Here is a 13,496-nt window from a genome sequence, read left to right as displayed (position 1 = left end):
GACTGTCGGTCTCCTCACCACTTATTAAACTTTAAGAAGCGGGAATCACGATTTTCTGTCCAACTTTCAGGTTATGCACATTTGAGATTTTGTTAGCTGTCGCAAGTTTGCGCCAGTCCACACTATATTTCAAACCAATGCGGTACAGGTTATCCCCTTTTTTCACTACATATACAACCTTGTTGTTGGTTGCCGGTTTCTCAGGTTGTGGCTTAGGCGTCGGTGTTGGCGTTGGTTTAGGCGTTGGAGCTGGCTCCGTACCTGTTTCAGGTGTTGTCGTTGCTTCACCTGTCAGTTTCAAGCCATACTCTGCAAAACCTTCATTGTTTGTACCGATGAATGACATCGCCGGGTTCGCTTCAACCAGACCTTTCGCATCCGGGGAAGAAGCAAACACAACTTCAAGATCATTCAGTGCTGCTGCGGTTACACCAGCAGATGGTTTAATTGGTGCCAGGGACCAGTTGCCGTCCGCTGCCGGATTAATCGTTTTATTCTCACGGATGTAGTCGATGATCACTTGACGGTTCTCATCCGGTGCAGCCAGAACGATCCGTTTGCCGTCCGGGTTAGCCAGTTTGGATGAAGAAGCACGGTAGTTATTTGTCGCTACAATGAATTTTTGAGCTGGGTCAACCGGTTTTCCGTTAAAGCTCAGGTCCTTGATCCGGCTTGCGGATGCATTAACGATCGTAGCTTTGCTATCGTATTTGGATGGTTGCGTCACATCAATCTGATACGTTACACCATCAATAACATCGAAGTTATACGTTGGGAAGTCATTGTTGATCAGTTGTTGTTGTCCACCTTTAGCCGGGTCGATCTGGTTGAACTGGCCTGCAGACCATTCCAGCCATTCTTTCAGTTCTGCGCCGTTAACCATTACAGCATGTACCGTATTTGGATATACGTACAGGTCAGCAACGTTTTTGATCGCAATGGTGCCTTTAGGAATATTCGTGTAATACGAAGCGCCTGAACGTCCACCGGCTTTGAATGGTGCACCTGCGGACAATACAGGGATTTTCTCGTATTCCGTACCTTGCATATGTTTTTCGACATACCATTTCTGTGCATTCGTTACGATCTGAATGGATGGATCATCCTGAACCAGAGCGAAGAAGCTGTTGATAGGTGCAGTCGTTTCGCCCACCGGACCACGAACATACTCCAATGTACCTTCATGCTCTTCATGAACCGCATCAATGATGTCCTGATCAGCCTCTACTAATGGTTTTTTGCCCGCTGTGTCATAGATTGGGCGTGCTTCCGTTTTGGAATCGACCACTTTCCATTTGCCATCCACTTGTTCTAGATCCAGATCAATAATCCCCAGATGATCACCCCAGAATCCTGGCTCTACAGCAGGAACGCCGTTAATGGTGCCCTTTTCCAGGTCTACCCCTTTTTTGCCGGCAAAATCAGCACTTGGGAACACTTTGTGGGCATGTCCAAATAGAATGGCATTAATGCCTTCAACTTGGCTCAGATACAGTACGGAGTTCTCCATCAGATCCGTTTGAGGAATTTCCTCAAATCCGGAGTGAGGAATAGCTACAATAATGTCGGCACCTTCAGCCTTCATTTTTGGAATGAATTTTTTCGCGGTAGCAATAATATCCTTGGCGATTACTTTGCCTTCAAGGTTAGCGCTGTCCCACTGCATGATTTGTGGCGGTACAAATCCGATCACACCTACTTTGATCGTATGTTCTTTGCCAGTCTCATCCGTTACCTTTTTATCCAAAATCTCATACGGGGTGAAATAGTTCTTGTCATTTGTCTCATCATCATCACCATCGTCTACATAGACATTGGCATTAATGTAAGGGAAGTTTGCTCCCTCCAGCGTCATGTCCAGGAAGTCCAGACCATAGTTGAACTCATGGTTACCGATGTTACCTGCATCATAATCGAGCAGATTCATCGCTTTATATACTGGGTGAGTCTCACCCTTTTTCAGTGGATCAATTTTCGCAGAGTAGTCTCCCAGCGGATTCCCCTGAATCAGATCCCCGTTATCAAACAGCAGGCTGTTCTTCGCCTCGTCACGGGCTTTCTTAATCAGTGTAGCTGTTTTGGCAAGTCCATACTGGTCTGTCTCTTTGTCGGAATAGTAGTCATAGTTAACCAGATTGGTATGAATGTCTGTGGTTTCCATGATCCGCAGTTTAACTTTGGCAGCATCCGCAGCCGATACAGGTACCGGAAACACCGCAAGCACGTTTAATGCAACCAAAGCGGCAGTCAGGCTTGATAATACTTTTTTACTCGTTTTCAAAATAACCCCTCCCGGTTATGTACATTGAATCATGCATTAATGGGCAAACGAAGAGCGCAGAAAAAAGATAGATTTCATGGGTTGTGCGTACTGACGCTCTGATGACATGCATCGGAATTTCAGGTAAGTTTATCTCACATGAACATCTATTTATGTCTGTGCTTGTCGTTTACATTCCAAATCATAACGCAATGTTCAGCCATTGAAAAGCATTATTTTTTACATTACACGCACATACCTAGGCGAGTTTACATTATCATGCGTGATTTCGACAATTTTTTCAACATTTTAGTAGGTATATAGTGCTTATTATCTTTAAAATACGTATATTACACGTGTCTTACATGTATATCCAATTCAGCTTTATTCATCCATGCTAAAAACCGTGAAACCTTAATGGCTTTCACGGTTGGATTAAACTCTGCGCGTATTTTCGCATAAGGACGCTACTTTGCAGAGGTTATTTTCATATTCGGATTATTGTTCCCACACATGATGCTCATGATCTTTCCCTGTGTATTCAATACGAGTCGGGGTGATGTCCAGAATGACATAGTTCGGATCATTAGGTCCATCGAACCACGCCTTCAGTTCATCGTTCCACACTTGCTCACGCAAACCTTCGTTCTTTGTCACTTCACAGGTTCCTTCAATCTCAACTACTTCCTTGGAACCACCAGCCTCGTAACCAAGTAGCAGGCTAACATTCGGATTATTCTCCAGTTCCTCTACTTTGTGTGTTCGGCGGTTCGTTGCCAGATGAATGTTCAGTCCATCGTTGAAAAGCGCCATATAACGGGATTTCGGTTTACCATTCTCCACAGTGGAGAAGCTGCAAAAAGGGTTGTTCTCCAATGCTTTTACAATGTTTTGTTCCAATTCAGTCTGGTTCATGGGAAGTGCTCCTTTCGGTTTTGGAGGTATATTGGAAGGACTCTTGTAGGCGGCCGTTTCGGGTACGGATCGTTCTTTGGATCGCTGTTATCTCTCAATGATCCTGATCTCTTCCTCATATGCATTGGATTAAAACCGATTCACACTGGCACTACGATGACAGAACAACCTTCCAATCGCTGTTATCCCCAGATTTTTTTGATTCCCTTTTTCTAAAGGGAAAATCCGGTGATAAAGGCGAGCGCTTCGCTTTTTCAGGTTTCTTCTGTCCTCTCCGTTATCGTGTGAATGCTTAATTCCAAAGGATATATGATTGAAAATCCAAGATACATGCGAACACTTCGCTTCCTCAGAATCGATTCCGTCCCCTCCACTACGTCTACCGTTCTCCCAATTAAGGTTGATTAATAAAAGTACAAAGAGAAGTGTAATTGTTACTATCTCTTTTTGTTTAATGACAGTTCATTAATCGCTTATAACTAGAGACAGCTTAATGCAACTCTGTAATAAGCCTGTACTTATAGTGTACCCACCTCACCTATGGTGAATCCATGAACCGATACGCAAACGTGACAAAATTGGAAAAGCTGATTATAAAAATGTTTACATAAAGGGGTTAGCGCTTAATTTCTTCTTGGCTGATTTAATTCAAATCTCCAAGATAGATTGATGAAGAATCCGATTTAAGCAGCAATTCGCCAATTGTTTTTGGATATAAACGAATTTGGGACAGCTCTTCAAGTGCAATCCATTCCACAGCGACTTGGTGGTCGTCTGGATTGGAGCCTTCAAAAACGGTTGCCTCCGGATCTATCAGGCTGCACGCAAAATAAAATTCAACCTGGTGGATGTCTGCATCCCACTCGGCGAATTCATGATTTTTTCCGATATACTCCCGGATATGTAACAGCTCTCCCACGTTCACGGCCTGACCAATCTCCTCCAGACATTCGCGCGCGACCGCATCCTTGAGTTCTTCACCTTTCTCCTGTCCTCCACCTGGGAACACATAAGCAGTACCATATTGATCTTCCAGCCGGATGACCAGCAATTGTCCATTCTGCACAATGACAGCTTTCGCCGAGTTGCGTATGGGTTTCATTCTGTTCATTCACTCCTTGTCATTCCAAAATTTCAAAGTTCAATCCGAACAATCTGATACTACTAATGTTCTACTGAACAGGCGTATCATTCTGTTGTATGCACGGATAACTTAATGCCTTCCGATTCCAGCACACGACGAACCTCTTGAGCAAATGCCAGAGCATTCGCTCCGTCACCGTGGATACAGACAGTCTCTGCCTTAATGGGAACCAACGTACCATCCGTGGATACAACCACGCCGTCTTTCACCATCTGGAGTACTTGAGCAATCGCTTGTCCCGACTCTTCAATGACAGCTCCTGCTTGGCTTCGAGAGGTTAGCTTACCATCCGCCCCATAGGTTCGATCTGCAAACACCTCGCTCACACTGCGCATACCGATGCGATCCGCAGCGTGAATCAACTCACTGCCCGCCAGACCATACAAATACAGGTCAGGCTTTACTTGATAGATCGCCTCGGCGATGGCTTCAGCAAGCTTCGCATCTTCTGCGGCCATATTGTATAAAGCACCGTGCGGTTTTACGTGATGCATTCGCCCTCCGCTTGCACGGACAAAGGCATCCAGCGCACCGATCTGATATACCACCATGTCATATGCTTCCCGTGGGGTAATGTCCATACGTCTTCTGCCAAACCCTTGCAAATCCGGCAACCCGGGGTGGGCTCCAACCGCAACCTGATGCTCCAATGCCCTCTCCACCGTCAGCCGCATTGTAGCCGGGTCTCCTGCATGAAACCCGCAGGCAATATTGGCTGATGTAATCAAGGGTAGAATGGCTTCGTCCGACAGAGTGCGATATATACCATAACTTTCGCCCAGATCACAATTGATATCCAAGGTTTTCGAGGTATTCATTGAGTGCCCTCCATTCCAGCCATTCTTCTGCGTATCAGCTTATCCATGAGCTGCATATTGATTTCCTGTTCCATATACAACTGTCCGGCTTGATCATGCGTAATCTGTTTAAAAGAAATTTGGGTTCCTGGCCTAGCCTGAGCCAGGATAGGTATATCCACCCGAGCTACCTGTGCAATGACAGGATAACCTCCAATCGTCTGATGATCTGCCATCAAGATGATGGGCTGGCCATCAGGTGGCACCTGCACTGTGCCATAGGTAACGGCTTCTGACAGCCGATCCAGGGCCTGATCCAGCTCCAGTCTGGAGCCTTGCAAGCGATAGCCCATCCGATCGGATTGTGAAGTGATCACGTATTTTTCGGCATAGAATTGTCCCAGACTTTCTTGGCTGAACAGCGAACTATCCTTGCTCTCCATCACACGAATAACAGGTTGCCCATAATAGTCAGGTCTTTCCCGTTCAGATAAAAGCCACGCAGGCGCCAATATTCGGTGGTCCCGCTCACTCTCCTTTACCTGCTGCTCCATACGCTGCATCCAACCTTGCGCTTCACCAGAAGGTTCACCTATGGATAACAGATCCCCCACGCGTAAGGCTCGCCCATCCATACCGCCAAGACCTGTCTTGAGGTCTGTACTTCGACTGCCCATCACTTCAGGCACAGCTATTCCACCCGCAATCGCCAGATATCCACGCAAACCATGACGACATTGACCAAACTTCAGTACACTTCCAGCCCGCACCAGCACCGGACGCCACAAAGGTACAGGCAGATGATCCACCGTTGCCGTCAGATCGGCCCCACATAATGAGATAAGCTGGCTCTCCTGAAATCGAAGCTCTGGCCCTGTCATCGTCATCTCCAGCACTGCCGCATGTCGGGAGTTGGCCACAAGCATATTGGCTGCTCTGGCTGCAAAGGTGTCCATGACCCCGCCAGGATGAATACCATACCGGCGATAGCCGGTTCTGCCTTCATCCTGAACGGCAGATAACAGACCAGGGCGAATCACTTCGATACTCATCGTTCGCCCTCCTTCCGCTTCAACGCCAGATAGTCCTGCATCGTAATCTGTTCAAATCGAACCCGATCACCTGCTGCCAGTAAACTCGGTACGTTCTCATCCGGCCGAAACAACCGGAGTGGCGTTTGTCCAATACATTGCCATCCTCCAGGTGTGTCCACTGGATAGATTCCCGTCTGTTTGCCACCAATACCTACTGTACCCGCCTCAACCCGAAGCCTTGGCGTTGCCCGTCTGGGCGTAGCAATCTGTTCAGACAACCCGCCGAGATACGGAAAACCCGGTGCAAATCCAATCATATGTACGAGATACTCCCCGGATGTATGAATCGCAATAACGTCTTCTGGGGTCAGTCCATGTTCACTGGCAACGTAGTCCAGATCAGGCCCCCACTCGCCACCATAACATACGGGAATCGTGACCGTTCTGGGTTTGTCTTGGACGGATTCCTTCATTTGATTCAACTGCTGAAGCAGAATACGGCATAACTCGGGGTACGGGGAGATGAACGGATCATAAAATACTGTAACGGACGTATATGAAGGCACCCATTCGATCATGGCTGACAGAGTGCATTTTTCCAGCAAAGCACATACAGACATCACTCTGCGTTGCACCGCGTCAGACAATTGATCTCCGCACTGAATGATAACTGCTGTCTCACCCAGTGGTGATAAGATCTCTTCCGTCCATGCATACGTCAATTTGGTCATGCGCCATCTCCCCTTTTGTCCACACGTTTAGCGTATCGTTATTTATCTCTCTCCAATGCCTGCAATACCAGTGAACGAACCAACGAAAAAGGCTCGTCTTCTTCTGTACGTATCGCAAGATACAGTGTCTGCAAAAACAGACGCACATTCAGGCTCCTATGACTGTTTTCCAGAAGTGATCTGTTCACCGCATGGTCTCCTTGATGAAGGGAATCGATCCACGCCGTAATATCCTTTTGCTCCAACAGATTGCGACGCAGAATAGTAATTACAGCATGCGCTATTCGCTGATCTTCATCATGGATGTAAACCACACTTGATTCCGTTATTTTTACAGCGAGTGCATGCAGAAGTTCCAGCAGATCCGCTCGCTCCAGATATGGCGATTGTGCCAAGTCTTCAACCGCATCCGCCGCGTGTGCAGAGGCATGCGCCCAGCCTTTATTATCGGCGTAGCCGCGAAGATCTTTTTCGCATTCCAGATATGTAGTCAACCGATGATGAATCCCTGCGATATCCTCTTTGTCCAGGAAAGGTCGCTGACGATCCACATTCAGAATTGGAGGCAGTAACAATACGGAGAACGTCCGCGTAAACACACTATCCGTTCCCTGCTCTCCGATCCCATAGAACAGGTGCTGATCGTCCAGCGCCAACTGCAACACATGCCTTAACTGATCTTCCGAAAATACACCCTGTCCAATCCAGGTTGCAAACGTAACATAGATCAATTCATCCCGCAGGACAGGGTCAGTACTACCAATATGCTGCATCATATGCAGTGCCAATTCGTAAGGCTGTTCTATGTGATCAATGGAATGATTAGACGACTGAATATGCTGTAATTTTTGTTTTAACGTCAGAGCATCCATCTCTTAAGACTCCCTGGGCGAATTCAAATGCACGCTGCAATTGTACAGTTCGCATTGCCACGTATCATCTTTCTTGGCAATCCGGGTAATGGATGTGTTGGACAGCTTCACGCTGATATCAAGCTCAGGCACCAGACCTCGCAGTGTATTCCGCAGAACGGCTCCGTGACTGACAACGATCACTCTTCCATCGGGGTGCTGCTGTACAATATCTTCAAGCACCGCACTGCCTCGAACAGTCCCTGCATCTGCAAGCTCACGTCCCAGATCCAGAGTACTCCAGTCCACTCCCCACTTGGCTAACCGTTCCTCTTCCGTCGTTCCTTCGACCTGTCCTCCGCCCATCTCGCGAAGTCTAGGGTCCAGATGAATCTCTTGAATACCCAAGCGATCACCAATGATGCGAGCCGTCTCACTTGCACGCTCCAAGTCACTTGCATAGATGGCATCCCAGGATTCTTCGGCTAGTCTCGCAGCAAGTAAAACGGCCTGTTCCCTGCCATCCTGATCCAGCGGGTTATCCGTCTGTCCCTGCGAACGTTTTTCCTTATTCCACGCTGTGCTTCCATGGCGAATCAATGCAATTTGAGTCATTGTTGTTCCTCACCTTTTTCTATATGAAGTTCATCTTCTGTAAAATGTTTGCGTGCCTTCGGCTTGGCAAATTTGCCGCCATTATATTGAGAAGACCCGTTTCTCGGAATGGAGAGACTGTCCCAAGCTGTTTCTTTAAGCATTTTCGCGGCAAATACAATCTGCCCGACATGATACGGATAATGCGCCAATTGCCGAATAATTGCCTCCATGACGGTATGACCTTCATTTCGAATGTATATGATATGAGACAATTGTTCCGGGGTAAACGAACGAATGGCTTCGAGTAGGCATGTCCAGCCTTCTTCCCATTTAGCGAGCAACTCTTCCCGGGATGTAAGTTCATTCACGAATTCAGCATCTCGCTCACGCCACGGTTTCTCACCATCTGTTGTCAGTACATCCGTCCAACGGGACAGCATATTGCCCCATAGATGTTTTACAATTACCGCAATACTGTTCGCGTCTTCATTCCAGGATTGAAACAATTGCTCGGACTCCAGTTGTGCCATGGCTTTTTCCCCGAGCTGCTTATAATACAGGAATTGTTTCTCCGCTGTCTCCAGAAAAACCTGATTCATATCCATCCATTAACCACCCTTCGGAAAAGTATGTTGTCCCCTGATCACGTCCAAACAGAAGCGTCACATGTTATTTATTCAGGAAATGAGAATGTGCCGTCTGCATTCGGTTCAAATGGAATGACTTTGCGAACCGCATCCAGATTGAGTTCTCCATAGATATGTGGAAATAGCTCATTCAATTCGTAGAGATCCTCATATACCAGTTCCGGCTTCAACGCCTTCTCATCAATACTAAGTAATAATAAATCCGTGCGGCCTGCATAATATTGCCCGGCTACCCATGGGATCTGTTCCTTGGTGGAACAATGAATGAATCCGTCCGTCTCCAGGCTATCTGGTGCATACTCACTCCCCTTTGACACTTGCTCCCACAACGAACGGGAAATAATACTATAGATCATGGTTCCGCCTCCTTCAATTTCTGCGATGTACCCTATGTGTCATTGGAAGTATTATAGATCATCCCGGATACGGGAGTACACTTTTTGATCCGTAAATACACCTTTGATCTTCAACTGTTTGCGTAACAAACCTTCGTACGACATGCCCAGCTTCTCCATTACGCGTGCAGAGCCTATGTTGCCTGCATTACATTTCCCCTCCAACCGATTGCAGTCCAGTTCCCGAAAGCAATAATCCACGATAGGTTGCATCGCTTCTGCTGCAAGCCCCTTACCCCATTGACTGCTGGCTATCGCGTATCCCAGTTCAGCACTCTGCATGGGTTCGTTGAGATGAAAGACGCCACCCCTCCCGATCAAGGTCCCTGTTTCCTTCAGGACAAAAGCCCAGATATGTACATTTTTCCGTTCATAATTATCCAGTACCCGCTGAATATATTGAATTGAATCCTCCACCGTCTCATGACAGTTCCACAAGCTTTGCTGACTCACTCGCGGATCAGAGGCAAATGCATAATATTCATCGAGATCATCCATCGCAAGGCGTCTCAGCTTTAACCGCTGTGTTTCGAATTCCGGCGATTCGGCAAAAAGTTTTTCTACATTCATTCAGCACACCTCCATGATTCACTTGATTTCATGATCCAGCCATCTTATTTCTCAGGAAATAACGATCTATCATAACCATGCACAGAATACCGACCGAATATCGAATCAGATCGATTAACAGAAAACCATGTCCCAGAATAAGAGCACCTAATACGGTTGAGCGTATCTCAATTAGCCAAGCCGTCTGAATCAACTGCGAGAACTCAATCATCCAGCTGAATACGCAGCTCAAACACATCGCCCATACCAAGCTGCGATGAGGCCACACCATGCGTACTCCGAAATAAATCATGCCCGCCCATAATGCATCCCCGAAATGTTCATGTACCCAACCCGGCATTCGTTCACCAAAGTGTCTGGATGCGAGTCCTGCCGCCATGGTCATCATGACTGCGAAGAAATAGATCAGCCTGTCTCTGATAAGTACGCTTTTCAATCAATCACACGCCTTCATCAAGCACTTGTAAAATAAATTGCGTTTTGGCAGCGGTATACGATTCCCTATCTTCCTTGTTCTCATCAGCAAGCTTCGTCTTCAGGACGGCGTAAGCTTCCACCAGATCTGGGCGTTTTCTCAGCACATCCCGAAACCGAATTTGACGATCCCAACGGTCCTCTCCCGGGCGCATCAGATGAAGGTGTACAGCTCTCTTGCCATCCTTAACTCTCACCCAGAATCGTCGATAATCCCGGCCATCCAGTTCAGGCGGAACATAGTTCCAGCCCAACGGATTCAGCTGATCGGCAATCAGATCCATGTCATCCCAGGACTGTACTTCTGCCATCAGATCAATAATGGGTTTGGCGGGCAACCCTGGAATGGATGTGCTTCCGATATGTTCGAATTGATGGATATTAAACTGCTGTAGAAGACGTTTAAGTTGCCGGATTTCTTCCTGAGCCTGTGCATCCCAATTGAGGTTGGCCGGAGCAATCTCTACCGACTCTGTCGCCCAGGCAGGCCAATTTTCCGGTTGCATTGGATCTTTCATTCAGGCACCTCCTCTTCATCATGACATTTTAAATGGTAACCTTCTCTGTATTTTCCATAGGTGCGTTGCTTCATGCGCTCAATCGTAGTACTCCGTTGAAATGTAAGTGTGGAACTTAGGGATAAAAGAAGATATTTCAGGTAAGCCAGATCACTAGAGTTAGAGTCTGAGCTTATAATCGAAGCTTTCATATTCATCCCATCCAATCCAGTTATATTGTTGTTCTAGCAGAAGACATTCCAGATACATATTTCTATATATCCAAAAAGGAGCGTATGTCTACGCCCCTAGTTGTCTGTTACATTGATGATATTGATGATTTTAACGTGTCATGTACTGATTTTATCTTTGAATTGATGCAAAGCACTTCATTATATGAAGATTTATTTTACCGTAACAGGGATCGTCACTTTTTTGTTGCCCCACTTGGCCGTTATGGACGTTTTACCTTTGCCTACAGCCACAATCTTGCCATTTGTTACTGTCGCTACGCCCGGCTTTGTGCTGCTCCATACCGCACTATTGGTCACAACAGTGGTCTTGCCCGTATCATACTGGGCCATCACACTCAGCGTTGTACTTCCCTGCGGAGACAAGACCAGTTTTTTCTGGCCAGTAATCAGCTTTTTGAGTAAAGGTACAACGGTAACCTCTGCCTTTATTGTCTGATTTTGATAAGTTCCTGTCAAGGTGGCTTGTCCTTCTGTCAGCGTTTTGACTGCTCCATTTTTCACGATAGCTACATTTGTATTGGAAGAGGTCCATATCACTTGTTTCGAAAGGTTAATCGTTTTGCCGTTTGCGTAGGTGCCGATCACCTTCAACGCTTTGGACTTCTTGATGTTCAGCTGCATTGAGGCAGGTGTAACCTCGACTTTGGTAATCTCATCCGTCACAGCAACAGGGACTTTCACGATCGTTGTTCCGTATTTACCCTGCAGCAATACTCTGCCGGGTGTAACGCCTTTGATTTTACCGTTTTCCAGCACAGCCGAAGAAGTGGATACGGACCACACAATCTCGGACGTCACATCTTCTTCCTTGCCGTTCGCCCGTACAATGCTTACTTTGGGAAGTGTACTTTCACTGCCTTTAACGAAACTGTAGGATTTCGGTGAAGCTTTGATGCTTTTGATTTTCTCCTGCACCTGGACAACCAACTGGGCTTTAGCCCCGTCTACCTCTGCAAAAATGGTTGCTTCGCCTGCGGCTACAGCCTTGACTTTGCCTTTCACCATCGTCGCAACCGCTGCATTACTGGTGGACCAAGTCACGCCCTCGGTAACATCCTGCTTGTTATCAAAACCTTCTACCGTTGCCATCACCTGAAGCGCAGCTGTTTCGGAAACACTCATCTTCTGCGGGCTGCTATTGGTTATTTCAATCGACTTCACGTCACCAGTAGCCGCCAAGGCCAACGAAGGGACCAGTATTGTTAATGTCATAATTAGAGCAAGTGTGCCTCGAAGCGCCAGTTTGATTCTACTCATTTCTATCTCCATCTCCCATAATCCAATATTTTACTTCTATTATATTATATCGGATACGAATTGCATAAAGTTGAATTTCGTAAGTGGGAGTCTTGGAACAATTCATGATTTTCATTGTATAATATGGGAAGGCCGCGTAATACTGTTTTAATAAACCTAAAAGATGGGGGTGGGGTATGTATGATCGAAAAGAATTTGCTTGATATGGTTTCACCTAAAAATAACCGTAAACGTATGAAAGCTATAGTCACTTCGACATCCACCAAGATTCGTCCTGAAGACGAAATGGTTCTATTGATGAAAACAGCCCGCAATCGTTTCAAAAAAGCCCTTGAATCTGGACAAATTGAAATCATTAACGAGCGTGAATGGAAGCTGCGTTAAAGAATATAGGTGAACCATGGAACGTATTCAAACACCAGAAATGCAGGAAAGAATTAAATGGGCTAAACAAAAATTGAAGGAACTTGCAGCTGATGTGACCAAAAGTGATTTAAAAGAGTTCTATGTGATGGGTATTATTACTCCTATTCTTGATGATTTAGATGCAGATCCAGCCATTATTGTTGGAGGACATGCTGTTGAACTATACACTTCTGGAAGTTACAAGACAGCTGATGTTGATCTGGTCATGATCAGAGATGATTTGGCCCGAAGTTTATTTGATCATCTGGGTTTCGTTCACGAAGGAAGACATTATTATGTCTCCGAAATGGACATCCCTATCGAAATACCTTCTGATACACTGGAAGGTTCAAAAGACAAGATTATCAAATTATTAACACCTGAAGGCTACTGTTACGTAATTGGAATAGATGACCTTATTTTGGATCGATTGAGAGCCTCCGAGTACTGGACAGATGCCCGAAGCTTGGAGTGGGCACGTTACCTGATTTACAGTCAATTTGATACGATTGATTTAACATACATGAGAAAAGTTGCAGCCGAAGAAGATCCCAAATTGGCAGCTCGACTTGAACAAGAGTACCAGTGGGTAACAGATCATATGTTTAATTAGAAGGAACCCCTGTCAAGGGGTTCCTTTGCTGATTCTTCACTTCCTAGAGCGTTAC

16 protein-coding genes are annotated in these 13,496 nt (G+C 46.2%); 2 read left to right on the top strand and 14 right to left on the bottom strand.

What is annotated here, in order from left to right; all coding sequences use genetic code 11:
• Positions 1–31: 31 nt before the first annotated feature.
• The 14 genes from QNO02_RS02450 to QNO02_RS02385 all read right to left on the bottom strand — a co-directional run bounded on the left by QNO02_RS02450 (position 32) and on the right by QNO02_RS02385 (position 12,423).
• Positions 32–2,281 carry a bifunctional 2',3'-cyclic-nucleotide 2'-phosphodiesterase/3'-nucleotidase gene (locus tag QNO02_RS02450; protein ID WP_289390994.1) on the bottom strand — a complete coding sequence of 750 codons (2,250 nt, stop codon included), beginning with the start codon at positions 2,279–2,281 and terminating at the stop codon, positions 32–34.
• Between the two features lie 477 nt (positions 2,282–2,758).
• Positions 2,759–3,175 (bottom strand): pyridoxamine 5'-phosphate oxidase family protein, encoded by a 417-nt coding sequence (locus QNO02_RS02445; RefSeq protein WP_074093246.1) that lies wholly within the window; start codon positions 3,173–3,175, stop codon positions 2,759–2,761.
• Positions 3,176–3,818: 643 nt separating this feature from the next.
• On the bottom strand, positions 3,819–4,277 hold the full coding sequence (locus tag QNO02_RS02440) for an NUDIX domain-containing protein (protein WP_091038181.1): 459 nt from the start codon (positions 4,275–4,277) through the stop codon (positions 3,819–3,821).
• Between the two features lie 86 nt (positions 4,278–4,363).
• On the bottom strand, positions 4,364–5,137 hold the full coding sequence (locus tag QNO02_RS02435; protein WP_289390993.1) for a LamB/YcsF family protein: 774 nt from the start codon (positions 5,135–5,137) through the stop codon (positions 4,364–4,366).
• Entirely contained in the window at positions 5,134–6,168 is a 1,035-nt protein-coding gene (locus tag QNO02_RS02430) for a 5-oxoprolinase subunit C family protein (protein WP_289390992.1), read from the bottom strand. Before QNO02_RS02430 ends, QNO02_RS02435 begins: the two co-directional genes overlap by 4 nt.
• Positions 6,165–6,881 carry a 5-oxoprolinase subunit PxpB gene (gene pxpB / locus QNO02_RS02425; protein WP_289390991.1) on the bottom strand — a complete coding sequence of 239 codons (717 nt, stop codon included), beginning with the start codon at positions 6,879–6,881 and terminating at the stop codon, positions 6,165–6,167. The genes QNO02_RS02430 and pxpB overlap by 4 nt, the downstream gene beginning before the upstream one ends.
• A 38-nt stretch (positions 6,882–6,919) precedes the next feature.
• Complete coding sequence (locus tag QNO02_RS02420) at positions 6,920–7,753, bottom strand: DUF2785 domain-containing protein (RefSeq protein WP_289390990.1); 834 nt, start codon at positions 7,751–7,753, stop codon at positions 6,920–6,922.
• Between the two features lie 3 nt (positions 7,754–7,756).
• Entirely contained in the window at positions 7,757–8,347 is a 591-nt protein-coding gene (locus tag QNO02_RS02415; RefSeq protein ID WP_091038172.1) for a histidine phosphatase family protein, read from the bottom strand.
• Entirely contained in the window at positions 8,344–8,934 is a 591-nt protein-coding gene (locus QNO02_RS02410) for a DUF1572 family protein (protein ID WP_133386931.1), read from the bottom strand. The genes QNO02_RS02415 and QNO02_RS02410 overlap by 4 nt, the downstream gene beginning before the upstream one ends.
• 68 nt (positions 8,935–9,002) lie before the next feature.
• Positions 9,003–9,332: a DUF952 domain-containing protein gene (locus QNO02_RS02405; protein ID WP_091038169.1), complete on the bottom strand. Its 330-nt coding sequence runs from the start codon at positions 9,330–9,332 to the stop codon at positions 9,003–9,005.
• Between the two features lie 51 nt (positions 9,333–9,383).
• On the bottom strand, positions 9,384–9,941 hold the full coding sequence (locus QNO02_RS02400; RefSeq protein WP_289390989.1) for a GNAT family N-acetyltransferase: 558 nt from the start codon (positions 9,939–9,941) through the stop codon (positions 9,384–9,386).
• A gap of 28 nt (positions 9,942–9,969) precedes the next feature.
• Positions 9,970–10,377, bottom strand: a complete 408-nt coding sequence (locus tag QNO02_RS02395) for a ribosomal maturation YjgA family protein (RefSeq protein ID WP_091038165.1) — start codon at positions 10,375–10,377, stop codon at positions 9,970–9,972.
• 4 nt (positions 10,378–10,381) lie between these two features.
• Complete coding sequence (locus tag QNO02_RS02390; protein ID WP_289390988.1) at positions 10,382–10,933, bottom strand: GrpB family protein; 552 nt, start codon at positions 10,931–10,933, stop codon at positions 10,382–10,384.
• Between the two features lie 383 nt (positions 10,934–11,316).
• Positions 11,317–12,423 carry an Ig-like domain-containing protein gene (locus QNO02_RS02385; RefSeq protein ID WP_289390987.1) on the bottom strand — a complete coding sequence of 369 codons (1,107 nt, stop codon included), beginning with the start codon at positions 12,421–12,423 and terminating at the stop codon, positions 11,317–11,319.
• A gap of 180 nt (positions 12,424–12,603) precedes the next feature.
• On the opposite strand from QNO02_RS02385, the gene QNO02_RS02380 reads away from it, so the two are divergent.
• On the top strand, positions 12,604–12,807 hold the full coding sequence (locus tag QNO02_RS02380; protein ID WP_076253873.1) for a hypothetical protein: 204 nt from the start codon (positions 12,604–12,606) through the stop codon (positions 12,805–12,807).
• Between the two features lie 16 nt (positions 12,808–12,823).
• Positions 12,824–13,441, top strand: a complete 618-nt coding sequence (locus tag QNO02_RS02375; RefSeq protein ID WP_091038159.1) for a hypothetical protein — start codon at positions 12,824–12,826, stop codon at positions 13,439–13,441.
• Positions 13,442–13,496 lie beyond the last annotated feature (55 nt).

The sequence above is a fragment of the Paenibacillus sp. PK1-4R genome (assembly GCF_030369595.1).
In the GTDB taxonomy this organism is placed as follows: Bacteria; Bacillota; Bacilli; order Paenibacillales; family Paenibacillaceae; genus Paenibacillus.
The sequence above is the reverse complement of the archived record's forward strand: the minus strand, read 5'-3'. Positions and strand labels throughout refer to the sequence as shown.

Bases quoted from the DNA above. Each gene is read 5' to 3' on its own strand.
- QNO02_RS02445 (WP_074093246.1), bottom strand. From the start codon at position 3,175: ATGAACCAGACTGAATTGGAACAAAACATTGTAAAAGCATTGGAGAAC.
- QNO02_RS02440 (WP_091038181.1), bottom strand. From the start codon at position 4,277: ATGAAACCCATACGCAACTCGGCGAAAGCTGTCATTGTGCAGAATGGA.
- QNO02_RS02435 (WP_289390993.1), bottom strand. From the start codon at position 5,137: ATGAATACCTCGAAAACCTTGGATATCAATTGTGATCTGGGCGAAAGT.
- QNO02_RS02430 (WP_289390992.1), bottom strand. From the start codon at position 6,168: ATGAGTATCGAAGTGATTCGCCCTGGTCTGTTATCTGCCGTTCAGGAT.
- pxpB (WP_289390991.1), bottom strand. From the start codon at position 6,881: ATGACCAAATTGACGTATGCATGGACGGAAGAGATCTTATCACCACTG.
- QNO02_RS02420 (WP_289390990.1), bottom strand. From the start codon at position 7,753: ATGGATGCTCTGACGTTAAAACAAAAATTACAGCATATTCAGTCGTCT.
- QNO02_RS02415 (WP_091038172.1), bottom strand. From the start codon at position 8,347: ATGACTCAAATTGCATTGATTCGCCATGGAAGCACAGCGTGGAATAAG.
- QNO02_RS02410 (WP_133386931.1), bottom strand. From the start codon at position 8,934: ATGGATATGAATCAGGTTTTTCTGGAGACAGCGGAGAAACAATTCCTG.
- QNO02_RS02405 (WP_091038169.1), bottom strand. From the start codon at position 9,332: ATGATCTATAGTATTATTTCCCGTTCGTTGTGGGAGCAAGTGTCAAAG.
- QNO02_RS02400 (WP_289390989.1), bottom strand. From the start codon at position 9,941: ATGAATGTAGAAAAACTTTTTGCCGAATCGCCGGAATTCGAAACACAG.
- QNO02_RS02390 (WP_289390988.1), bottom strand. From the start codon at position 10,933: ATGAAAGATCCAATGCAACCGGAAAATTGGCCTGCCTGGGCGACAGAG.
- QNO02_RS02385 (WP_289390987.1), bottom strand. From the start codon at position 12,423: ATGAGTAGAATCAAACTGGCGCTTCGAGGCACACTTGCTCTAATTATG.
- QNO02_RS02380 (WP_076253873.1), top strand. From the start codon at position 12,604: ATGATCGAAAAGAATTTGCTTGATATGGTTTCACCTAAAAATAACCGT.
- QNO02_RS02375 (WP_091038159.1), top strand. From the start codon at position 12,824: ATGGAACGTATTCAAACACCAGAAATGCAGGAAAGAATTAAATGGGCT.